Annotated in this window: 24 protein-coding genes; 10 read left to right on the forward strand and 14 right to left on the reverse strand. The window is 67.8% G+C overall.

Features of this window, described 5'->3' with window-relative positions:
• Positions 1 to 75 precede the first annotated feature (75 nt).
• The 3 genes from BUR94_RS19635 (at position 76) to BUR94_RS19645 (ending at position 2717) form a co-directional block, all read left to right on the forward strand.
• The gene (locus tag BUR94_RS19635; RefSeq protein ID WP_074258123.1) at positions 76 to 456 is read left to right on the forward strand and encodes a hypothetical protein; all 381 of its coding nucleotides are present in this window, start codon (positions 76 to 78) and stop codon (positions 454 to 456) included.
• 63 nt (positions 457 to 519) lie between these two features.
• Positions 520 to 1899, forward strand: coding sequence for a leucyl aminopeptidase family protein (locus BUR94_RS19640; protein WP_074258124.1), 1380 nt, complete (start codon positions 520 to 522; stop codon positions 1897 to 1899).
• A complete protein-coding gene (locus tag BUR94_RS19645) occupies positions 1896 to 2717 on the forward strand; it encodes a C40 family peptidase (RefSeq protein ID WP_074258125.1) in 822 nt (273 codons plus the stop codon). Before BUR94_RS19640 ends, BUR94_RS19645 begins: the two co-directional genes overlap by 4 nt.
• Here the strand turns inward: BUR94_RS19645 and BUR94_RS19650 are convergent.
• From BUR94_RS19650 to BUR94_RS19665, 4 genes are all read right to left on the reverse strand, one after another.
• On the reverse strand, positions 2714 to 3529 hold the full coding sequence (locus BUR94_RS19650) for a M90 family metallopeptidase (RefSeq protein ID WP_074258126.1): 816 nt from the start codon (positions 3527 to 3529) through the stop codon (positions 2714 to 2716). The genes BUR94_RS19645 and BUR94_RS19650 overlap by 4 nt on opposite strands.
• Before the next feature lie 13 nt (positions 3530 to 3542).
• A complete protein-coding gene (locus BUR94_RS19655; protein ID WP_074258127.1) occupies positions 3543 to 3887 on the reverse strand; it encodes a DUF2794 domain-containing protein in 345 nt (114 codons plus the stop codon).
• A 255-nt stretch (positions 3888 to 4142) separates the two neighbouring features.
• Positions 4143 to 5816, reverse strand: coding sequence for a Y-family DNA polymerase (locus BUR94_RS19660; protein WP_074258128.1), 1674 nt, complete (start codon positions 5814 to 5816; stop codon positions 4143 to 4145).
• Positions 5817 to 5894: 78 nt separating this feature from the next.
• Complete coding sequence (locus BUR94_RS19665; protein ID WP_074258129.1) at positions 5895 to 6215, reverse strand: I78 family peptidase inhibitor; 321 nt, start codon at positions 6213 to 6215, stop codon at positions 5895 to 5897.
• An 84-nt stretch (positions 6216 to 6299) separates the two neighbouring features.
• Here BUR94_RS19665 and BUR94_RS19670 point away from each other — a divergent pair, with 84 nt between their 5' ends.
• The 3 genes from BUR94_RS19670 to BUR94_RS19680 all read left to right on the forward strand — a co-directional run bounded on the left by BUR94_RS19670 (position 6300) and on the right by BUR94_RS19680 (position 8193).
• Positions 6300 to 7427 (forward strand): S-(hydroxymethyl)glutathione dehydrogenase/class III alcohol dehydrogenase, encoded by a 1128-nt coding sequence (locus BUR94_RS19670; protein ID WP_074258130.1) that lies wholly within the window; start codon positions 6300 to 6302, stop codon positions 7425 to 7427.
• Complete coding sequence (locus BUR94_RS19675) at positions 7424 to 7801, forward strand: hypothetical protein (RefSeq protein ID WP_074258131.1); 378 nt, start codon at positions 7424 to 7426, stop codon at positions 7799 to 7801. The genes BUR94_RS19670 and BUR94_RS19675 overlap by 4 nt, the downstream gene beginning before the upstream one ends.
• A gap of 65 nt (positions 7802 to 7866) precedes the next feature.
• Positions 7867 to 8193, forward strand: coding sequence for a hypothetical protein (locus BUR94_RS19680; protein ID WP_245794653.1), 327 nt, complete (start codon positions 7867 to 7869; stop codon positions 8191 to 8193).
• Here the strand turns inward: BUR94_RS19680 and BUR94_RS19685 are convergent.
• Positions 8190 to 8801: a class I SAM-dependent methyltransferase gene (locus tag BUR94_RS19685; RefSeq protein ID WP_074258132.1), complete on the reverse strand. Its 612-nt coding sequence runs from the start codon at positions 8799 to 8801 to the stop codon at positions 8190 to 8192. The genes BUR94_RS19680 and BUR94_RS19685 overlap by 4 nt on opposite strands.
• Before the next feature lie 97 nt (positions 8802 to 8898).
• Here BUR94_RS19685 and BUR94_RS19690 point away from each other — a divergent pair, with 97 nt between their 5' ends.
• Together BUR94_RS19690 and BUR94_RS19695 are read left to right on the forward strand one after the other, a co-directional pair.
• Positions 8899 to 9801, forward strand: coding sequence for a LysR family transcriptional regulator (locus tag BUR94_RS19690; RefSeq protein WP_074258133.1), 903 nt, complete (start codon positions 8899 to 8901; stop codon positions 9799 to 9801).
• Between the two features lie 10 nt (positions 9802 to 9811).
• The gene (locus BUR94_RS19695; protein ID WP_074258134.1) at positions 9812 to 10528 is read left to right on the forward strand and encodes an NYN domain-containing protein; all 717 of its coding nucleotides are present in this window, start codon (positions 9812 to 9814) and stop codon (positions 10526 to 10528) included.
• A gap of 39 nt (positions 10529 to 10567) precedes the next feature.
• On the opposite strand, the gene BUR94_RS19700 is transcribed toward BUR94_RS19695, so the two are convergent.
• Complete coding sequence (locus BUR94_RS19700; protein WP_074258135.1) at positions 10568 to 12205, reverse strand: AMP-binding protein; 1638 nt, start codon at positions 12203 to 12205, stop codon at positions 10568 to 10570.
• Between the two features lie 97 nt (positions 12206 to 12302).
• Here BUR94_RS19700 and BUR94_RS19705 point away from each other — a divergent pair, with 97 nt between their 5' ends.
• On the forward strand, positions 12303 to 12959 hold the full coding sequence (locus BUR94_RS19705) for a sulfotransferase family 2 domain-containing protein (protein ID WP_074258136.1): 657 nt from the start codon (positions 12303 to 12305) through the stop codon (positions 12957 to 12959).
• 197 nt (positions 12960 to 13156) lie between these two features.
• Positions 13157 to 13840, forward strand: coding sequence for a Hint domain-containing protein (locus BUR94_RS19710; RefSeq protein WP_175570508.1), 684 nt, complete (start codon positions 13157 to 13159; stop codon positions 13838 to 13840).
• Between the two features lie 145 nt (positions 13841 to 13985).
• On the opposite strand, the gene BUR94_RS19715 is transcribed toward BUR94_RS19710, so the two are convergent.
• From BUR94_RS19715 to BUR94_RS19755, 8 genes are all read right to left on the reverse strand, one after another.
• A complete protein-coding gene (locus BUR94_RS19715) occupies positions 13986 to 16187 on the reverse strand; it encodes a 3-hydroxyacyl-CoA dehydrogenase NAD-binding domain-containing protein (RefSeq protein WP_074258138.1) in 2202 nt (733 codons plus the stop codon).
• On the reverse strand, positions 16184 to 17131 hold the full coding sequence (locus BUR94_RS21110; protein WP_084193219.1) for a cupin domain-containing protein: 948 nt from the start codon (positions 17129 to 17131) through the stop codon (positions 16184 to 16186). The genes BUR94_RS19715 and BUR94_RS21110 overlap by 4 nt, the downstream gene beginning before the upstream one ends.
• Positions 17122 to 17589, reverse strand: a complete 468-nt coding sequence (locus BUR94_RS19730) for a hypothetical protein (RefSeq protein ID WP_074258139.1) — start codon at positions 17587 to 17589, stop codon at positions 17122 to 17124. The genes BUR94_RS21110 and BUR94_RS19730 overlap by 10 nt, the downstream gene beginning before the upstream one ends.
• Before the next feature lie 7 nt (positions 17590 to 17596).
• Positions 17597 to 18808: an acetyl-CoA C-acetyltransferase gene (locus BUR94_RS19735; RefSeq protein ID WP_074258140.1), complete on the reverse strand. Its 1212-nt coding sequence runs from the start codon at positions 18806 to 18808 to the stop codon at positions 17597 to 17599.
• 21 nt (positions 18809 to 18829) lie between these two features.
• Positions 18830 to 19456 (reverse strand): glutathione S-transferase family protein, encoded by a 627-nt coding sequence (locus tag BUR94_RS19740; protein WP_074258141.1) that lies wholly within the window; start codon positions 19454 to 19456, stop codon positions 18830 to 18832.
• Between the two features lie 177 nt (positions 19457 to 19633).
• Positions 19634 to 19837, reverse strand: a complete 204-nt coding sequence (locus tag BUR94_RS19745) for a hypothetical protein (RefSeq protein ID WP_139301368.1) — start codon at positions 19835 to 19837, stop codon at positions 19634 to 19636.
• Positions 19834 to 20046 carry a hypothetical protein gene (locus BUR94_RS19750; protein WP_074258143.1) on the reverse strand — a complete coding sequence of 71 codons (213 nt, stop codon included), beginning with the start codon at positions 20044 to 20046 and terminating at the stop codon, positions 19834 to 19836. The genes BUR94_RS19745 and BUR94_RS19750 overlap by 4 nt, the downstream gene beginning before the upstream one ends.
• 56 nt (positions 20047 to 20102) lie before the next feature.
• Positions 20103 to 21881 (reverse strand): acyl-CoA dehydrogenase C-terminal domain-containing protein, encoded by a 1779-nt coding sequence (locus tag BUR94_RS19755; protein WP_074258144.1) that lies wholly within the window; start codon positions 21879 to 21881, stop codon positions 20103 to 20105.
• Between the last annotated feature and the right edge of the window lie 22 nt (positions 21882 to 21903).

Raw genomic sequence — 21903 nt, forward strand, 5'->3', positions numbered from 1 at the left:
CGGATAACGGAATCTTCAGCCGTTCGGGCCATCTTCCGCCCCGGGTAAATCGGGGGCTTCTGAGAGGTGCGAGAGATGGCGCAGGTATCCGTATTGCAAGTTGAAGATGAAATCCGACTCGATCCCGATCGGCTGGGCTCGCTCTACTACCAGTTGGGCGACCAGGGGGCGGAAGACGTGGTCTGCCGTGCGATGGAGGAGCTGGCGGTGCGGCTGGCGGATGTGGACGCGCGCTTCCGCGCCCAGGACTGGGACGGCGTGGCGCGGCTCGCACGCGGGCTGATCGCGATTGCCGAACAGATCGGCATGGTGGGCCTCGCCCGGGTGGCGGGCGATGTCGTGCGCTCGGCCAAGGCACTGGATTTTCCAGCGATTTCGGCCACGCTGGCCCGGCTCGGCCGGATCGCGGACCGGTCGCTCACCGAGGTCTGGGACACGCAGGATCTCTCGGTCTAGCCGGGCTTCCGGCGGCGGCGGGCATGTTCTAGTCTGGCGGCCAAACCGCCAGACGGAGCGCATATGTACCCCACCCCCCTGCCGCAATTCGCCCCCTCCGATGCAGAGGCCTGCCCGATCCGGGCCGTCGGCCCCGAGGGGCTCGAGGGCCTGACCGGCGCCGAGGCCGCCTGGGCCAAGGCCACGGCCTTCAAGGCGGGGGCGGGAGAGGTCTGTCTCGTGCCGGGTGCGGAGGGGCTCGGCGCGGTGCTGCTCGGGCTGGGAAGCACGGCCACGCGGGACCGGCGCCGCCTGGTGACCGGCGACCTGCCGGGCCGGCTGCCCGAGGGCATCTACGCGCTCGCCGGCGACTGGAGCGCGCGCGAGGCAGAGGAGGCGGCGCTGGGCTGGCTCTTTGGCTCTTACCGATTCACCCGTTATGTCGAGGGTCCGGCGGTGGCGGCGCGGCTGGTCTGCCCGGAGGGGGTGGACGCGGCACGGCTCGAGGCCATCGCAGCGGGTGAGTTTCTGACCCGTGATCTCATCAATACGCCGACCTCCGACATGGGGCCGGAGGCGCTGGAGGATGCCTTCTTTGCGCTGGCCGCCGAGCATGGCGCGCAGGCGAGCGCGGTCCGGGGCGACGACCTGCTGGTGCAGAACTTTCCGATGATCCACGCGGTGGGCCGGGCCAGCGCCGAGGCGCCGCGCCTGCTGGAGCTGCGCTGGGGCGAGGCGGGGCCCGCGCTCACGCTCGTCGGCAAGGGCGTGTGCTTCGATACCGGGGGGCTCGACCTGAAGCCCGCGTCCTCCATGGGCCTCATGAAGAAGGACATGGGCGGCGCGGCGACCGTGATGGGCCTGGCGCGAATGATCATGGCGCTGGGGCTCAAGCTGCGGCTCCGAGTGCTGGTTCCGGCGGTGGAGAACTCGGTTTCTTCCAACAGCTTCCGGCCGCAGGACATCTTGACGAGCCGCAAGGGGCTGACGGTGGAGATCAACAACACCGACGCCGAAGGCCGGCTGGTGCTGGCCGATGCGCTGACGCTGGCGGGCGAGAAGAGCCCCGACATGATCGTGAGCTTTGCCACGCTGACGGGCGCGGCGCGGGTGGCGGTGGGCGATGATCTTGCGCCCTTCTTCACCGGCAACGAGGCGCTGGCAACGGCGCTCGGCGAGGCGGGCGCGGAGGTGGCGGACCCGGTCTGGCGGCTGCCGTTCCACGCGCCCTACGAGCCGCGCATCGAGCCGGGCATCGCCGACCTCGACAACGCGCCGAAGGGCGGCCTGGCCGGGTCGATCACCGCCGCGCTCTTTCTCCGCCGCTTCGTGCCGGAGGGCGCGGATTACACCCATTTCGACATCTACGGCTGGCAGCCCTCCGCCGCGCCGGGGCGGCCCAAGGGGGGCGTCGGCATGGGCGCGCGGGCGCTGCTCGCTGCGCTGCCGAAGGTGCTGAAATGAAACTCGACCGCAGGCTCACCCCGGCCAACTCCCGCGTTGCCGCCGCCGCCCTGAAGGGGCTGGTGGAGGCGGAGGCCTATGTGGAGGGCGAGGCGGCCTGCGTGACCGCGCCTGTCACTGACATCTGCCGCGACCCGGCGGGCGATCGCGAGCGGCAGCTGCTGATGGGCGCGCGGGTGGTGATCTACGAACGGATCGGCAACGCGGCCTTCGTGCAATCCGCCGCGGATGGCTACGTGGGCTACGTGGCGCAGGACGACCTCGGGCCGGTGGTGGCGCCGACCCACCGCGTGGCGGCCCGCCAGAGCCACCTTTACCCGGAGCCCTCGATCAAGACCCGCGAGAGGGCCTCGCTTTCCTTCGGGGCGCAGGTGGTGGTGACGGGGCAGGAGGGCGAGCTGTGGCAGACGCCGCTGGGGTTCATCCCGCGCCAGCACCTCGTGGAGATCGGCACACGCACCGACCGGCGGGAGGTGGCACAGCTCTTTCTCGGCACGCCCTACCTCTGGGGCGGCAACTCGGGCGCGGGCATCGACTGCTCGGGGCTGGTGCAGGCCGCGCTTTGGGCGGAAGGGCACGATTGCCCCGGAGACAGCGACATGCAGGAGGAGGCAGTGGGGGCGGACCTGCCGCTCGATGCGCCCGTGGAGCCCGGCGACCTGTTTTTCTGGAAGGGCCATGTGGCGATGGCGCTGGATGCCGACCGGCTCATTCATGCGACCGGGCACTACATGAGCACGGTGATCGAGCCTCTCGCGGAGGCCCTCAGGCGGATCGAGGCGTCGGGGCACCCGCTGCGCTCGCGCCGCAGGGTCTAGCGCCACTCCACCGGGTTCAGGTTGAAGAGCGTGGAGAGCTGGGCGTAGACCTCCGGTTCCTCGTCGCGCAGGGCGGCGGGTTGTTCGAAGAAGACCTCGACGGCCACGGCGAAGAACTCCTCGTGACCCTCGCAGCCATAGGGGTCGATCACCCCGCGTTCGCCGCGTGCGGTGCGTTCGCATAGGCGCTCGTAGGCTCCGGTGAAGACGCGCGCCCACTGCGCAAAGCTCTGGCCCGGGGCCATGACCGGGGCACCATCGGCACGGCCCGACAGGTCATCGACCTGGTGGGCGAACTCGTGCAGCACGACGTTTTGGCCGTCGCTGTCATCGGCCGCGCCGGCCTCGGAATGTGCCCAGCTCAGGATCACCGGCCCGCGTGCCCAGCTCTCGCCGGTGCGGACCGTTTCATGCTCGGTCACGACGAAGCCGTTGTGGCTTTGGCGGCGTGACTTGAAGGCGCCGGGGTAGACCAGGATCGTGCGCAGGTTCACGTACCATGTGTCGGTGTTGACCACGAGCAGGCAGGCCTGCGCGGCGATGGAGAGGCGCATCTCGTCGGTCACCTCCAGCCCGCCGCGCCCGATGAACTCGACCTGGTCGAGAAAGAGGTTGATCCGGCCTTCGAGGACCCGCGCCAGATCGGCAGGCAGGCGGCGGGTGATGGGCACCTTCGCCGCGACGATCTCGCGGTGGGCGGGGGCGAGCGGGCTTTGCAGCAGAAGCGCCCGCGCACGGCGGCGGCGCAGGCGGTGCAGGCCATAGGCCAGGGCGGCGAGCGCCAGCAGGGCGAGGACGAGGAGGGCGGGCACGGGGCGGCGGAGGCTACTCGACGGCGCGGATCAGCTTGCGCTCGAGCACCCCGAGCACCGTGCGCAGATCATGCCCGCGCTTCAGCACCTGGCCGTCCATGCCGATCACGGCATACATGCCTTGCCGGCCGCGCAGGCGCGGGCGCTTCTCGATGCGGTAGATCGGGTGCTCGGCGGTGCGTCGGAAGATCGAGAACACCGCCACGTCGCGCAGGCAGGAGATGCCGTAGTCACGCCATTCGCCGGCGGCGACGAAGCGCCCGTAAAGGCCCAGAATGAGCGAGAGTTCGGGCCGCTGGAAGGCGACCTGTTCGTTTGCGCGTTGCCCGGGAAAGGGCGTGGGCGACTGCACGTTCATGAAACAGAGAGTGGGGTGAAGCGGGCGCGAAATCAAGCGCCGCCAAATTGCCGCGAAAACGCCGCCGCCCCGACGTCGCCGTTTCGTCACGCCGCCGCGATCCTTCGGCATGAAGGGCCTTACGCAACGAGCCCCAGGCTCGACCCCGGTGGGGTGGCATCATAGCCCCCACCCAGTCGCCCCATCGGGGTGCCAGACTAGAGCGCCCGCCGGCTTTGTCCGGCGGGCCTTTTTCGTTCAGGATCAGGATCAGGTTCAGGCGAAGCTGCCGTGGCAGAACCAGCCGCCGGTGACCGTGCCGCCATGGGCGTAGAACAGCCACAGCCTTGCGCCGCAGGCGGTTTCGACCTGCCAGTAGTCGCGCTGACCCGAGCGCCAGGCCTGTTCGTCGAGCCACCACTCGGGCGCGATCCGCTCGGGCCCGGTGGCCGAGGCGGTGGCAAAGCGGCGGCGGCGCCAGCGAAACTCCAGCGGCAGGGCGGCGGGGGTGGCGCCGGGCGTGCCGGAAGGGGTGACGAACTCGGGCAGGAACAGGGTGAGCGGGCGCGATGCGGCGGGCCGTTCGGGCCAGTCGGTCGCGGGGGGCGACCAGGCGGCGGCGCGGAGCTGGGTGCCTTTCTCGGGCAGGTGGCTGTCGCCGGGGTGGAGCCGGTGGATCTGCTCCAGCCCGATCCGTGCGCCGAGTCGGCCGATCAGGTCGTCGAGCGCGGTATCGTTCTGCAGCCGGGCTCCCGCATCGGCACTGGCCCCGGCATGGCCCCGGTGCTGGGTGGCGTGGATCGGCTCGGTGACGGTGGCGACGAGGCGGATGGCGTCGATCCCGTCGCCTGCCTCGGCCTCGGCGAGCTTCATCCGCAGGAGCGGGCGCAGGCGGTCGGGATCGGCGGAGGGGCGGGCGAGGCCTAGTTCGAGCACCTGGGAGGAGTGGTCGCAGCGCAGCAGGTGCAGCCTGAGCTGCCGCGCGCCCATGCCGCGCGCCTTGAGGCGCGTCTCCAGCGCGGGCAGCAGGCGGTCGATCCCGGCGGCGAGGTCGGCCTCCAGCCCGATCGGCTCGGGCAGGGTGAGGCGGACGGCGAAGCGCGGTTCGGGCCGGGCGGGAGAGACCGGCTCGGGCGCGGTGCCGAAGGCCTGGTCGAGCCGCAGCACAAGGTCGGCCCCGAAGCGGCGGGCCAGCGCGGCGCGGGGCTGGTCGGCCAGTTCGCCCACGCGCCGGAGCCCGAGGCGGGCGAGCTGCTGGGCGGTCCTTGCCGGCAGGCGCAGGGCGGCGATGGGCAGGGGCGCCAGTGCCTCCCGCGCCTGGCCGGGGGCGGCGATGCGGCCCTTTGGCGCGAGGGTGTCGACCCCTGCGGGCACCGGCCCGCCGCGCTCCCAGTGCCGCCGTTTCACCGCGCGGGCGCGGGTGGCATAGGCCTCCTGGTCGATGGCATCGCCCGAGCGCAGCGCGCCCGGCCCCTGCCCGGCGAAGCGCGCCAGCGCCCAGGCCGCGCCCACGGTGTCGGCCACGCCGGCGCAGAGCGTGAGGCCGAGTCGCGCGCAATCGGCCTCGGCCTCCTCCATCAGTTCGGCCTCGCCACCGAAGAGATGGGCGCAGCCGGAGATATCCACCACCAGCCCGTCGGGCGGGGCTTCGCTGATCCAGGGGGAGAACTTGCCCGCCCAGCGCCGCAGCACGGTGAGAAACCCCGCCTCTACGGCGGGCCGCTCCAGCCGGGTGACCAGATCGGGGCAGACGGCCTGGGCATCGCGCAGGGGTTGACCGGGGCGAAGCCCCGCCGCGGAGGCGGCGACGGAGAGCGAGGCGAGGCTCACCACATTGCCGCTTTCGCGCACCACCGCCAGCGGCGCGTCGGCCAGCGCGGGCTCGACACGGATCAGCCGCTCGGCGGCAAGCCGGGGAAACCACAGCGAGAGGATTCGGCGGTTGGGCATGAGGCAGCGACGTTCATGATTTGTTCCAGATTAGCCGCAGCCTTGCGGGGAGTCGAGTCCGCTCCCCGCGTGGAGATGTCAGCCGCAGGAGACGCGGGTGATCAGGCCGGAGCCGTCGAGATAGAAGTTCATCCGGTAGGGGCTGTACTCCTGCGTCACGATCCCGCCGTGCGGGATGACGCGGATCTGCCGGGTCACGCCGAGTGTGGGGATCACGCTGGAGGGCTGGCCGACGGCGCGCTCGCGGTAGGCGGCGGCCCCGCAGATGTCGGGCTCGCGCTCCACCAGCCCGCTGTCGGAATTGTCCTGAAGCGGCGAGTCGTCGATCGGAGGGGTTTCCAGCGGGGGCTGGCACGCCGCGAGCGCAGTCAGGAGAACAAGGGCCTTCAGAGCTTTCATCGGGTGTTTCTTCCCATATCCGGTTGATTAAGCGCGGAGACTCCCCCACGGTTCCGCCGGACAGATTAACGGGAGATTTGGCAAATGAAAACGCGTGCGGCTGTAGCCCTCGAAGCCGGCAAACCGCTCGAGGTGATGGAGGTCAACCTCGAAGGCCCGAAGGCCGGGGAGGTTCTGGTGGAGATCAAGGCCACGGGCATCTGCCACACCGACGAGTTCACATTGTCGGGGGCCGATCCGGAGGGGCTGTTTCCGTCGATCCTGGGCCACGAGGGCGCGGGCGTGGTGCTGGAGGTCGGCGAAGGCGTGACCACGCTGAAGCCGGGCGACCATGTCATCCCGCTCTACACGCCGGAATGCCGGCAATGCGCCAGCTGCCTGAGCGGCAAGACAAACCTCTGCACCGCGATCCGCAACACGCAAGGTCAGGGCCTGATGCCCGATGGCACCACGCGGTTCTCGATGCTCGATGGCACGCCGATCTATCACTACATGGGCTGCTCGACCTTCGCGAACCACACGGTGATGCCCGAGATCGCGCTGGCCAAGGTGCGCAACGACGCCCCCTTCGACAAGATCTGCTACATCGGCTGCGGTGTGACCACGGGCATCGGTGCGGTGATCAACACTGCGGGTGTGGAGATCGGCTCCACAGCCGCGGTCTTCGGCCTCGGCGGGATCGGGCTGAACGTGATCCAGGGCCTGCGGATGGCGGGCGCGGACAAGATCATCGGGGTCGACTTGAACGACGCCAAGGCCGAGATGGCGAAGAAGTTCGGCATGACCCATTTCGTGAACCCCTCGAAGGTGGAGAACACGGTTCAGGCGATCGTCGACATCACCAAGACCGATTTCGACCAGATCGGCGGCGTGGACTATTCCTTTGATGCCACCGGCAATGTGAAGGTGATGCGCGACGCTCTGGAGTGCTCCCACCGCGGCTGGGGCGTCAGCGTCATCATCGGCGTGGCGCCTGCCGGGGCCGAGATTTCTACCCGGCCGTTCCAGCTTGTCACTGGCCGGGTCTGGAAGGGCACGGCCTTTGGCGGCGCCAAGGGGCGGACCGATGTGCCGAAGTTCGTGGATTGGTACATGGACGGCAAGATCGAGATCGACCCGATGATCACCCACAAGCTGACGCTCGACAACATCAACGAAGGTTTCGAGCTGATGCACGCGGGCAAGTCCATTCGCGCCGTGGTGGAATATTGATCCGCGTCGCGGCGCTGTCGGCGATGCTGGCTGCCTGCTCCCCGGTGTCGTCCGGGGAGCCGGTGCTGGCGTTCGCTGCGGGGGCGGATGTGGTCCTGGCCACCGCGGGTGACATCGAGAGCGTCGCGATCATGGAAAGTTTTCCGCCAGGCCTGAGTATTGGGATAAGTCCCGATCTGTCAGAACGTCTTGGTGGTTTGACCGCCGCCCATGTGGGCGAGGAAGTGGTGCTTTCGATCTGTGACGAAGAGGTTGCGCGGCCTCGGATCGCGGAGCCGATCCAGGGCCGGAACGTGGTGATCTCGCAGGTTGCGCCGGAGAAGGCCGAGGGTTTTGCGGCGGTGCTTGGGGGAGAGGCCTCCTGCCCGGGGTGAGCGTGCAGGCCCCTGACGGAACCTTGGCGGGCGCGGCGCGGTTCTTCTTCAAAGGAGACCTGCCGATGAACACCAAGCCCGCCTTCCCTGCCGACCTCCTGCCCACCGAACGTCAGGCCGATCGCCTCGTGCCCGTGGCGGTCGCCGCCGGCCTCGTCGCCGCCGGTGCGCTGCTCTGGCGGGCCCGGCCCCATGCGCTCGACTTTCCCGACCCGGTCCCGCTCGACGGCAACCCCAGCCGCAGCCTCTTCCGTCGTGCGGCCCGCAAGGGCAGAGACGGGCTGCGGCGCGTGTCACCCGACAACCTCTCGGTCTCGCTCGGGCGCTCGATGGTGATCGCGGGCGGGGCGCTGCTTCTCACCCGTCTGCTCGACGAGCTCTCCGGCGACTAGCCCTTGCGCGCCACCACGAAGCGAGCGGGCGGCTTGGCCGGGTAATTGCCGGTTTCGACAATGGTCAGCCCGGCGGCCTCGTGCAGCGCGTCAATCTCACCGACGCTGAAGAACCGCACCTTGGGGGCTTTTCCGACGAGACGCATCGCGCCGATGAGCGGACGCAGATACCACATGCGGTTCAGCGCCGTGGTCTTGGTGATGACGTATCCGTCGGGCCTGACTCGGGCGGCGAGGCTGGCGACGGCGGCGGCGGGGTCGGGCACGAGATGCAGGAGGTTGAAGGCGATGGCGGCATCGAACTGGCCCTCCGGCAGGGCCTCGATTCCGGTCTGCTCCAACGAGATGTTGGTGAGATCGTCGGCCTCGATCCGGCTTCGGGCGATCTCGAGCAGGCCATCGGAGATGTCGGTGGCCACGATCCGCCCCGCGTGGGGCGAGAGGCGGCGGGCGGTGGTGCCGGTGCCTGCGCCGGCCTCGAGCACCTGGGCATCGGTGCCGAGGTAGCTCGCGGTGCGCTCGAGCGTGGTGGCATAGGCCGCCTCGTCGGTGATCGGGCGGGCCGCGTAACGGGGGGCAACCTTGTTCCAGAAGTCTGCGTCTTTCATTTCGGGCTCCGTGAGGTCGATCGGCTGGCAAGAGATGTAGCCAAACGCGGATCACATAAGAATTGCCTGAATTCGCATTTGATCTATGCATAAGTGCATGAAACCCCCTGCCGCCTCCTTTGACTGGAACCAGGCGCGTGCCTTTCTGGCGGCGGCAGAGGAAGGCTCTCTTTCGGCCGCCGCCCGCAGGCTCGGACAGACACAGCCGACACTCGGGCGGCAGGTAAGCGGATTGGAGGAGGCGCTTGGGGTCACGCTCTTCGAGCGGGCCGGGCGCAGCTTGCAGCTTACCGATGCGGGCCGCCAACTGCTGCCGCACCTGCGCAGCATGGAAGAGAGCGCCGGCCATGTGGCGATGGTGGCCGCCGGGCAGGCACAGGGCCTGAAGGGTCGGGTCGTGATTTCGGCGGCCGACATGATGGCGGCGCGGGTGTTGCCGCCGATCATCGCGAAGCTGGTGCGAAGTGCGCCGGAGTTGCAGATCGAGCTGGTCTCCTCGAACAGCCTGTCGGACCTGACCCGGCGCGAGGCCGATATCGCCTTGCGTCACGTGCGCCCGACGGAGCCGGAGCTGATCGGGCGGCTGGTCGCGGAGCAGCGGGCGACGTTCTATGCCGCCACCGCCTACCTCGAAAGGGCGGGGCGGCCGGAGAGCCTTGCCGAGCTTTCGAGGCACGATTGGGTGGGCCATTCCGACGCGGAGATGATGCTCGAATACCTTGCCGCAAAGGGCATCGAGGTGCCGCGCGAGCGTGTGCGCGTGGTCGCCGACAATGGCCTGGCCTACTGGGAGCTGCTGCGGCAGGGCCTGGGGATCGGGATCATGGCGCGGGAGGAGGTGCTGCTGGGCGAGGGGATTGAGCCGGTGCTGCCGGATTTCACCTTCATGACCGTGCCGGTCTGGCTGGTGGCACATTCCGAGCTGCACTCCGCGCACCGGATCCGCGTGGTCTGGGAATATCTGGCAGAGTCGCTTTCAAAGCGCGCGGCGAAGGCCTAGGTAGTGGCACATGGATAACAAGAACAACACACCCCTCCTCGCCGTCCTGATCGACGCCGACAACACCTCTCCCAAATGGACCAAGGCGATCTTCGACGAGATCGCGGGCATGGGCGAGGCGAGTGTCCGGCGGGTCTACGGCGATTTCTCCTCCAGCCAGATGAACGGCTGGGCCAAGGTGCAGGCCGAGTTCGGCCTGGTGCCGCACCACCAGCCGGCGAACACCGTGGGCAAGAACGCCTCCGACATCGCGCTGGTGATCGACTGCATGGACCTGCTGCACACCGGCCGGTTCGACGGGTTCATCCTCGTCAGTTCCGACAGCGACTTCACCCGCCTCGCGAGCCGCATCCGCGAACAGGGCTACGACGTGTTCGGCATCGGCGCCCAGAAGACGCCCGAGGCCTTCCGCAAGGCCTGCAAGCGGTTCATCTTTCTGGAGAACCTCGAAAAGATCGAAGGCGCGCCGCAGCAGAAGCAGGCCGCGAAGGGCGGCGACAGGCTGAACGAGGCCCGCGACATGATCTTCCGCGCGATGGACGCGCTGGAGACCGAGGACGACTGGTATGCCCTCGGGCCATTGGGTCAGCAGGTGACGACCGCCAACCCCGACTTCGACGTGCGGACCTACGGGTTTCGCAAGTTCTCCGATTTGGTGGGCAAGATCGCCGTGCTGGAAACCCGCCGCGGATCGGGCAACCAGTTGCAGGTGCGCCGGGTGGATTGAGGCGGTCTGTTCCGTTTGCTCCGGGTCTCGAGCGGGGCCTCACCCCGCCGACCACTCCTTCGCATGTTTCCTCAACTCGAACTTCTGGATCTTCCCCGTGGGCGTCTTCGGCAACTCGTGGAAGACCACGTGCTTGGGGGTCTTGAAGCCCGCCAGCGAGGCGCGGCAGTGGGCGATCAGCTCCTCCTCCGTCACCTCCGCCCCCGGTTTCAGCTCGACATAGGCGCAGGGCACCTCGCCCCATTTCTCGTCCGGTTTCGCCACCACGGCGCAGAGCAGCACCGCCGGGTGGTGCATCAGCACGCCCTCGACCTCGACCGATGACACGTTTTCGCCGCCGGAGATGATGATGTCCTTGGCACGGTCGGTGATCTGGATGTAGCCGTCGGGGTGCTGGATGGCGATGTCTTCGCTGTGGAAGTAGCCGCCGCTGAAGGCCTTTTCGCTGGCCTCGGGGTTCTTGTAATAGCCCTTCATCACCATGTTGCCGCGCATCATGATCTCGCCGGGGGTTTCGGCGTCCATCGGGGTCTGGCTCATGAATTCGTCCATCACCGTCACCTCCTCGGCGGTGGGCATGGCAACCCCGGTGCGGGCCTTGATGGCGGCGCGGTCCTTCTGCGCGAGCCCGTCCCAGCGGGCGCTGTCCCAGAGGCACTCGGTGATGGGCCCGTAGGTTTCGGTCAGCCCGTAGACCTGGGTCACGTTGAACCCCAGCGGCTCCACGGCGGCCAGGATGGCGGCGGGCGGCGGCGCGCCGGCGGTGAAGACCTCGACGGTATGATTGAAGCTGCGCCGCTCGGCCTCGGGCGCGTTCACCAGCAGGCCAAGCACGATGGGCGCTCCGCCGAAATGGGTGACCCCCTCGTCGGCGATGGCGTTGAAGATATTCCGGGCGGTCACGTCGCGGCAGCACACGACGGTGCCACCCAAGGCGGGGATCATCCAGGTGTGGCACCAGTTGTTGCAGTGAAACAGCGGCACGATCACCAGGTAGCGCGGCTCCATCACCATCCGCCAGGAGATCACCTGCCCCAGGGTGGAGAGATAGGCGCCGCGATGGTGATAAACCACGCCCTTGGGCCGCCCGGTGGTGCCGGAGGTGTAGTTGAGCGTGAGGCTCTCCCACTCGTCCTCGGGCATGATCCAGGGAAAGTCCTCGCGGCCCTCGGCCAGAAGCTCCTCGTAGATGGTGTGGCGCCCGGTGGCCTCCAGTCCCGCCTCGGCGTCGGGCACCTCGATGAGCACGGGTTTCTCACCCTCCATCACCGAGAGTGCCTCCTCGGCCAGGGGGATGAAGGCGGTGTCGCACAGCACAAGCCGGGCCTCGGAATGCTCGAAGATATAGGCCACCGTGCCCACGTCGAGCCGGACGTTGATGGCGTTGAGCACCGCGCCGCAGGCGGGCACGCCGAAATGCGCCTCGACATGGGGCAGGGTGTTGAGCAGCAGGGAGGAGACGACCTCGCCGGGGCGGATGCCGCGGGCCTCGAGCGCCGAAGCGAGGCGGGAAACGCGGGCGTGATACTGGGCGTAGCTGTGGCGGGTGGCACCGTAAACCACCGCCTCGCGCTCGGGAAAGAGCCGGGCCGCGCGGGCGAGGTGGCTCAGCGGCGTCAGCGGCGCATGGTTGGCGCGGCGTTTCTGGAGCCCGCTCTCGTCTCGCATCCATCCCATCGGCTTGCTCCCCCTCTGCCCGGTCGCACCAGAATAGACGGCGCGCGGCGCGGATCAAGAAATTGCCGGGGGCGGGGCGCGCGGATAGGGTCGCCGCATGATCCTTTCACGCGGGCGCGGCTACCTTTTCATTCATATCCCCAAGACCGGCGGCACCTCGATGGCGCTGGCGCTGGAGGCGCGCGCGATGGCGGATGACGTGATGCTGGGAGATACGCCCAAGGCGCTGAAGCGGCGCAGGCGGGTGAAGGAGGTGACAACCGCCGGGCGGCTCTGGAAGCACTCCCGCCTCAGGGACCTGCCGGGGCTCGTGGAGGAGGAGGAGATGCGGCGGCTGTTTGTCTTCACCCTCGTCCGCAACCCCTGGGCGCGGATGGTGAGCTATTATCACTGGCTGCGGGCGCAGAGCTTCGACCACCCGGCGGTGCTGCTTGCACGGCGGACGGAGTTTGAGGACTTCGTGGCGCATCCGCACACGCGGGCCAGCCTCGGGGCGGCAGATTATGGCAGCTATGTGTGCCTGCCCTCCGGTGCGGAGCACTGCCGATTGTTCCTGCGGTTGGAACATATCGAGGAGGATATCGCGCCCCTGGAGGCGCACCTGGGCTTCGCCCTCGCACCCCTGCCGCATGTGAACCGGAGCGCCCGGGATGCCGACTGGCGGGGGGGCTACAGCGAAGCCAGCAAGGCCGCCGTGGCCGAGCTTGCAGCGAAGGACATAGCCCGCTTCGGCTATCGCTTTGGGCCTGAATGAAGGGGATTGGCAGATTGCGGAGAGCATCTGAATCAATTTTTTGAGACCCGTCGAATTGTAACCCCTGCCGAAACACTGCCCCATTTTGGCCCGCTTCCAGTCTGATTGAAGGCTAGGGAATCACCCCAACTGACCTTGCTGCCACCGGAACCGCAGCTGCCAGGAAGGTTCCGCAACAAGGGATGGTTCGCATGTTCATGGGATGGAAAACGAGCGATTTGGGCATCACCGGGAGCCGGCCCGCGGGGGATCGCCGCCGGGACGCGCGCGGCGCGGGGCACGGGATCGTGGCAGGCACGCTGGTGGCCACCTCGATGGGTTGGCGCCCGGTCGAGGCGCTCATGGTGGGCGATGAGGTCATGACCTTCGACGGCGGGATGCAGCGGATCACCGGCATGAGCCGGGCGCGGCTGTGGACCGGCGAGGCAGAGTGCCCCCGGCCGATGTGGCCGATCCGGGTTCCCGCCGGGGTGATGGGCAACCGCCGCGATCTGGCGTTGATGCCCGAGGAGACCGTGGTGATCGAGAGCGACGCCGCCGAGGACATGTTTGACGACCCCTTCGCCCTCATCCCCGCGCTGGCGCTCATCGACATGCCCGGCGTCGAGCGGATCCGCCCGGCGCGCGAGGTCGAGGTTGTCTCGATCAGCTTTGCCGAGGACCAGGTGATCTTTGTCGAGGGCTCCGCGCTGATCTTCTGCCCGACCGGCGCGGCCGGGGCGCCGATCGGCATGGCGGCCGTGCTGAGCGAAGAGTTCAACGGGACGGCAAGCAGCGCCTACCAGGTGTTGTCGCTCGACGATGCAAGGCTTCTGGCGAGCTGCATGGTCGCGGAGCAGGCCGCCCGTGACGTGCCCGCCGCTGCTCGCAAGGCGGCCTGACTCGATTGCCGGGATCGCGGGCCAGGGATGGCCCGCCCCAGCGATCTTTCGATCCCGTCCGGCATTGGGCCGCTGAAAGAAAAACCCCGGCGAGACAGATCTCCGCCGGGGTTCCTTGTGGTTTCAGGGTGGTGGGTGCCTCACCTCACGCTGCCTTGGCGTCTGCTCCGGTGCCGAAGCGGTCGTAGAAGCTGCCGCCGGAGGCTGCGATCTCGCGCAGCAGGCCCGGTGTGGCGAAGCGGTCGCCGAACTTGGCCGTCAGGGCCTCGGTCAGCTCCACGGCGCGCTCTGCGCCCAGGATATCCAGCCAGCTGAACGGCCCGCCCGACCAGGGCGCGAAGCCCCAGCCGAGGATCGCGCCCACGTCGCCCTCGCGGATGTCTTCCAGCACGCCCTCTTCCAGCGCCCGCACGGCCTCGAGTACCTGCGCGAAGAGCAGGCGGTGCTGGACTTCGCTGAGGTCGGGCTGCTCATCGTCCACCGGATACTTTGCCTCCAGCCCCTCCCAGAGCAGGCCGCGCTTGCCCTTCTCGTCGTAGGTGTAGAATCCGGCGTTGGACTTGCGTCCCAAGCGGCCCTCGTCGGCCATCCAGAACAGCACCTCGTCCACGGCGCCGTCGGGGTAGGCATCGCCCATCGCGGCGCGGGTGGCCTTGGCGATCTTCACGCCGAGATCGATCGAGGTTTCATCGACCAGTTGCAGCGGGCCGAGCGGCATGCCCACCAGCTTGGCGGCGTTCTCCACCAGCGCGGGCTCCACGCCCTCCTTCACCATGCGGATTCCCTCGTTGATGTAGGGGATGATGCAGCGGTTGGCATAGAAGAATCGGGCGTCGTTCACCACGATTGGCGTCTTGCGGATCTGGCGGACGTAGTCGAGCGCCTTGGCCACGGCCACATCGCCCGTCTTCTCGCCCTTGATGATCTCAACCAGCATCATCTTTTCGACCGGCGAGAAGAAGTGGATGCCGATGAACTGTTCGGGATTGTCCGAGGCCTTGGCCAGCTCGGAGATCGGCAGGGTGGAGGTGTTGGTGGCGAAGATGCACTCGGGGCCGACGGCGGCCAGCACCTCCCTGGTCACGGCGGCCTTCACGCCCACGTCTTCGAAGACGGCTTCCACGACCAGATCGCAGCCCTTCAGTGCGGCGTAGTCGGTGGTCGCGGTGATGCGCGAGAGCACCTCTTCCTTCTTCTCCGGTGTGGTCTTCTTCCGGGCGATGCCCTTGTCGAGATAGCTCTCGGAGTAGGACTTGCCCTTGTCGGCGGCCTCCTGCTTCTGGTCGATCAGCACCACCTCGATGCCGGCCTGCGCCGAGACCAGAGCGATGCCTGCGCCCATCATGCCCGCGCCGATCACGCCCACCTTGCGCACCTTCTGGTCGGCCACATCGGGTCGGTTGGCGCCCTTTTCCAGCGCCTCCTTGTTGATGAAGAGCGAGCGGATCATCGCGGCGGAGGAGGGGTTCATCAGCACGTTGACGAACCAACGCGCCTCGATCCGGAGCGCGGTGTCGAAGGGCACCTGCATCCCTTCGTAGACCGAGGACAGCAGCGCCTTGGCGGCCGGATAGACGCCCTTGGTGTTGCCGTTGACCATTGCAGAAGCGCCGACGAAGGTCATGAAGCCTGCCGGGTGATAGGGCTCGCCGCCGGGGATCTTGTAGCCCTTCTCGTCCCAGGGCTTCACGATCTTGGGCTCGGAGAGCACCCATTCCCTGGCGCGGGTCAGCAGCTCTTCGGGGGCCACGACCTCATCGACCACACCGGCGGCCTTGGCCTTCTTCGGGTCGTTCAGCTTGCCTTCGAGCAGCAGGGGCGAGGCGCCCATTGCGCCCAGCTTCCAGCTCAGCCGGGTGGTGCCGCCCATGCCGGGGAAGATGCCGACCATGATCTCGGGCAGGCCGATCTTGGCCTTCGGGTTGTCGGCGGCGATGATGTAGTGGCAGGCCAGCGGGATCTCAAGGCCGATGCCCAGCGCGGTGCCGGGCAGGGCGGCGACGATGGGCTTGCCGCCCTTGTTCTTGTCGTCCATCCCGCCGCGCTCGAGTTTGCGCAGGATCTTGTGGGTCGCCATGATGCCGTCGAAGAGGCCCTTGGCGGGGTTGTCGCCGGCGCTCTCCTTCATCCTGGCGATGATGTTGAGGTCCATGCCGCCGGCAAAGCTGCCCTCCTTGCCGGAGGTCAGGATCACGCCTTTCACGGCGTCATCGGCCAGTACGTCGTCGATCAGGGCGTCAAGCTCTTGAAACCCCTCCATGTTCATCACGTTCATGGACTTGCCGGGGGTGTCCCAGGTGAGGGTCGCCACGCCGTCGGCGTCGATGCTCTTGGTGAATTGGGTCATGTTGTTCTCCCTTGGCGCGGCCCGTCCCACGGGCTGCCGTCTGAATAGGTGAAGCGGGCGTTACCGCTTTCGATTTCGATGCGGAGGTCATGATCGGCATAGTGGGCCACCTCGCGGGGGGCCTTGGTGCCGATCACGAGGAACGAGGCGGGGGCCTCGCTCCGGTTGGTCATGTGATGGCCGTTCGGGTCGCCCGCCGGGAAGGCGGCCACGTCACCGGGGCCCATCGGGTGCGCGCCCTGATCGTCGACCAGCACGAAAGCGCCCTCGGTCACGATCAGGAACTCGTCCTCGTTCTCGTGCCAGTGCCGGAGCGAGGCGAGCGCGCCGGGCTGGAGGGTGACGAGATTGGCGCCGAACTGGGTCAGCCCGCCCATCTGCCCGAGCCGCAGCGAGGCGCGGCCCGCCATCATCGCGGCGTAGGGCTCGGGGTAGATCGACCCGGTCTTCACCGGCGCGGCGCCGAGGTCGAGCACGGCGCTGGGCAGATCGGCGGGAGCTGGCATGTCGTCGGGCCGCATCTGACGGGGGCCGCCTTCGGGGATCAGCTTTTTCTCGCCCTGGTCGGGGTAGTGCACCACGTCATCGCCGCCACGCTTGCCGACGACGAGGTAGCTGCAGGGGGCATCGCCTGCATTCTCGATGCAGTGGGCATTGGCCACGCCCTTGGGCCAGGCGACGGCATCGCCGGGACGGAGGGTCACGCTGCCGCGGTTCTCGTGCAGCGTGGCGACGCCTGAGAGCATCCAGAGAAACTCGTCCTGCTCCTCGTGCCAGTGGCGGTTCGAGGAACGCGACCCCGGAGCCAGCTCCTCGATGAAGGCGCCGAACTGGGTGAGCCCCGCCGTATCGGAGTAGAGCCGCGCCTCAAAGGCCCCGTGACTGGCGATGGCCTCGGGGGTGCCGGAGTCGCGGCGCACGGTCTGGTGCGAGATCACTGGCATGGCCGGTCCTCCCAGCTCCGGCCGAGCGCCTTGGCGAGGCGCTCGTCATCGGTGGCATATTGGCTGGAGGCGATCATCCACCGCCCCTCGATCCGTCGCAGCAACGAGAAGGCAGGAAAGGGCGAAGACAGCAGCGCGCTGCCGCACATCATGCGAGTGACGTGTGTGGCCTTCACCGTATCCGGTCCGTCGAACTCGGCGGCGACGCAATCGCGCTCCAGCGAGGTCAGGCCGATCTGGTCGAAATAGGCCATGACTTCGGTGAAGAGGTCGTGCAGGTCGGCGAGATCCGTCACCAGCCGGACGCCGCCGAAACTGTGCACATCGCCGGGCACGACGAAGTTGCACGCGAAGGCGGCGTAATCGCGGTTGCGATAGGCCGCGCCGGTCACGTCCAGCAGGTGCTGGCTGATGGCGCGGGCCTCCTCGTCGGTGCCTATGGTGCCGGACGCGTCCAAGAGGGCCTCAGACGCGCTCGATGATCGTGGCCGCGCCCATGCCGGAGGCGACGCAGAGGGTGGCGAGGCCGAGCTCCTTGTCCTGCCGCTCCAGCTCGTCGAGCAGGGTGCCGAGGATGATCGCCCCGGTCGCGCCGAGCGGGTGACCCATGGCGATGGCGCCGCCGTTGGGGTTGACCTGTGCCGGGTCAACGTCGAAGGCCTGCATGAAGCGCAGGACCACGGCGGCGAAGGCCTCGTTGACCTCGAAGAGGTCGATGTCGCTCACCTTCATGCCGTTGTCGGACATGATCTTCTCGGTCACGGGCACCGGGCCGGTGAGCATGATGGTCGGGTCGGTGCCGATCTTGGCGGTCGCGCGGATGCGGGCACGGGGCTTCAGCCCGTGGGCCTCGCCGAAGGCCTTGGAGCCGATCAGCACACCCGCAGAGCCATCGACGATGCCCGAGCTGTTGCCGGCGTGGTGGATGTGGTTGATCCGCTCGAGGTGCGGGTATTTCATCAGCGCGATCTTGTCGAAGCCGGGCATGACCTCGCCCATGTCCTTGAAGGACGGGTTGAGGGAGCCGAGCGCCTGCATGTCGGTGCCGGGGCGCATGTATTCATCCGTCGCAAGGATGGTCAGGCCGTTCTGGTCGGTCACGGGCACGATCGTCTTCGCAAAGCGGTTGTCGGCCCAGGCGGCGGCGGCGCGGTTCTGGGACTCGACGGCCAGCGCGTCGGCGTCATCGCGGGAGAACCCGTATTCGGTGGCGATGATATCGGCGCTGATCCCCTGCGGGACGAAATAGTGCTTCATGGCGACGGAGGGATCGACGGCCACGGCGGCCCCGTCCGAGCCCATCGGCACCCGGCTCATGCACTCCACGCCGCCCGCGATGTAGCCCGCGCCCGCGCCGCCCTTCACCTGATTGGCGGCGAGGTTCACGGCTTCCAATCCGCTCGCGCAGAACCGGTTGATCGAAAGGCCGGGGATGCGCTCGTCGAGATCGGAGGCCAGCACCGCGGTGCGGGCCAGGCAGCCGCCCTGCTCCTTGACCTGGGTCGCATTGCCCCAGATCACGTCTTCCACCGCGTGGCCTTCCAGACCGTTGCGCTCTTTCAGGGCATTCAGCACGCCCGCAGAAAGGGTCATCGCGGTGACCTCGTGCAGGCTGCCGTCCTTGCGGCCCTTGCCGCGCGGGGTGCGAACAGCGTCGTAGATATAGGCTTCAGACATGGGGTGTCCTCCGTTATTCGGTCACGCCCGATCCGCGGGCGAGCCGGGCATCAGGTCGTAGGGGTGTTTCCAGCCGGGCAGGGCGCTGATGCGCGAGAGCCAGGCATCGATGGCGATGAAGTCGGCTCGGTCGAAGCCGAAGGGTTCGGGGTAGTAGAGGTAGCCGCAGCAGGCGATGTCGGCGATGGTGAAGGCCTCGCCGGCGACCCAGTCGCGGCCGGTCAGGTGGGCCTCCAGCACCTTCAGCGCGGCCTGGACGCGCCCGCTGACGAAGCCGATGGCCTCCTTGGGGCGCTTGTCCTCGGGCAGGAAGTTCATCAGGAAGCGGAGCGGACCTTGCTGGCCGGTGCCCTTCTGGGCGTCCCAGAGGATCCAGCGGAGGATCTCGGAGCGCGGGGCATCCATGAACTGGCCGGTCTTCTCGCCGATGTGAAACAGGATCGCGCCCGACTGGGTGATGGTCTCGTCGCCGTCAATCAGCACGGGCACCTCGCCCATCTCGTTGATCTCGCGAAACTCCGGAGTGCGGGCGGCGCCGTTGAAGAAGTCGACGAACACCGGCTCCCAGGCGAGCCCTGACAGCTCGAGCGCGAGGGCCGCCTTGTAGGCATTGCCGGATTCGCCGAAGCAATAGAGCTTCATGGTCATGTGTTGGCTCCCTTGGCTCGTGTCGGAGCGGGGGCAGGCCCCCGCACCTTGCGGTCTGTGCACCAAGAAGATGGGCAGGGCTGCTCCGTTTCAGCCTGTCCGTTCCTCCCTCTTGGCGCATAGAGTCCACGAGTTGACCTGCGCGGCAAGGGCGACGTCACGTTGTTTTGGCCTGGCTCAGGCCGAGAGGCGCTCGAGGGTCGTGGCGTTGAGGCGGGTGCGAAGGAGGATGCTCCCGTCCTTCGGGCCGTGAATCAGCGTGGTGGCGCACCATTTGCCCTTGCAGGGGCGGCCCCGTGAGATGGCCAGGGCGGCCTCGGGCGGCGTGGCCGCGGGAAGGGGGACGTTGCCCGGCCAGGGGGCCAGCGCGGGGTGCATCATGTCTCCTGGGCGGCCAGAGCGGCCTTGAAGGCGCGAAGGCGGTGGGGAAGCGTCTCTTCGTGGAACACCGAGGAGGCGTTCTCGAAGAGGAAGGTGAGCGCGTGATCGGGAGAAAGGCCGCTCTCGTCGCAGAACCGCTTGAGGTTGCGGTGAGCCGTTTCGGTCAGGGCGACCTGATGCTTGCGGGTCAGGCGGAGCTTGTGGGCCATGTCTTCTCTCGCGGTCGGAGGGCGGGACTTGTCCCGCCCCTTGGTTGACCGCGAGGTTAGAACGCCTCTGCCGCGAGGTCCATCACCGGCTCGGCGCCGCTCTCGATGCGCTTGAGGTGCATCGCGGTCGCGGGCAGGCGGCGGGCCATGTAGTAGCGCCCGGTGGCCAGCTTGGTCTTGTGGAAGTCGGGGTCGGAGGTACCCGACTCCAGAGCTTCGAGCGAGGCCTTGGCCATCATCGACCAGATCAGCCCGAGGCAGGTGTGGCCGAAGAGGTGCATGAAGTCATACGACCCGGCCAGCGCCGCATTGGGGTTTTTCATGCCGTTCTGCATGAAGAACATCCCGGCGGCCTGAAGATCCTTGGAGGCTTGCTTCAGCGGCTCGAGGAAGCCCGATTTCAGCTCGAGGTTGCCCTCGTTCTCCTTGATGAAGCCTTTCACCAGATCGAAGAAAGCCATCACGTGCTTGCCGCCGTCCTGCGCCAGCTTGCGGCCGACCAGGTCGAGTGCCTGAACGCCGTTGGCGCCTTCGTAGATCTGGGTGATCCGGGCATCGCGGACGTATTGCGACATGCCCCATTCCTCGATGTAGCCGTGGCCGCCGTAGACCTGCTGGGCCTGCACCGCCATGTCGAAGCCCTGGTCGGTGAGGAAGCCCTTCAATACCGGGGTGAGCAGCGAGATCAGCCCTTCGGCCTCCTCGTCACCGGCGCGGTGCGACTTGTCGATCAGGTGCGCACCCCAGAACAGGAAGGCGCGGGCGCCTTCGACAAAGCTCTTCTGGTCCATCAGGTTGCGGCGGATGTCGGGATGCACGATCAGCGGATCGGCGGGACCGTCGGGGTTTTTCACCCCGGTCACGTCGCGGCCCTGGAGCCGGTCCTTGGCATAGGCCAGCGCGTTCTCGTAGGCGATGGCGGCCTGGGCCAGGCCCTGCATGCCGACGCCGAGTCTCGCCTCGTTCATCATGGTGAACATGGCGCGCATGCCCTTGTGCTCGGTGCCGAGCAGGTAGCCCTCCGCCGCGTCGTAGTTCATGACGCAGGTGGCGTTGCCGTGGATGCCCATCTTCTCTTCGAGCTTGCCGCAGCTCACGCCGTTGCGGGCGCCCATCTTGCCCTCGTCATCGACGAGGAACTTGGGAACGATAAACAGCGAAATACCCTTCACGCCATCGGGGCCGCCGGGGATCTTTGCCAGCACCAGATGCACGATGTTCTCGGCCATGTCGTGCTCGCCGGCCGAGATGAAGATCTTCTGGCCGGTGATCTTGTAACTGCCGTCGCCCTGGGGCTCGGCCTTGGTGCGCAGCAGGCCCAGATCGGTGCCGCAATGGGGCTCGGTCAGGTTCATCGTGCCCGTCCACTCGCAGCTCACCATCTTGGGCAGCCACTTGGCCTTCTGCTCGTCCGTGCCGTGGGCGAGGATCGCCGAGGCGGCTCCGTGCGTCAGGCCTTGGTACATCGTGAACGACTGGTTCGCTGCAGAGAACATCTCGCCGACGGCGGTGCCCATCAGATAGGGCATCCCCTGGCCGCCGAACTCCTCGGGAAGGTCGAGGCCGGTCCAGCCGCCCTCCTTGACCTGCTCGAAGGCGGCCTTGAAGCCCTCGGGCGTGCGCACCACGCCGTTTTCGAGCTTGCAGCCCTGCTGATCGCCCACGGGGTTGAGAGGAGCCAGAACCTCGGAGGCCAGCTTGCCTGCCTCCTCCAGCACCGCGCCGGTGAAATCGGCTTCAAGTTCGCTGTAGCCGGGAATATCGGACTGCGAGACCTTGAGGACATCGTGCAGGATGAATTGCATGTCCTTGGTAGGCGCGGTGTAGGTGGGCATCTGTTTCCTCCCTTGCGGCCCC

It is taken from the genome of Vannielia litorea, assembly GCF_900142295.1.
Classification (GTDB): domain Bacteria; phylum Pseudomonadota; class Alphaproteobacteria; order Rhodobacterales; family Rhodobacteraceae; genus Vannielia; species Vannielia litorea.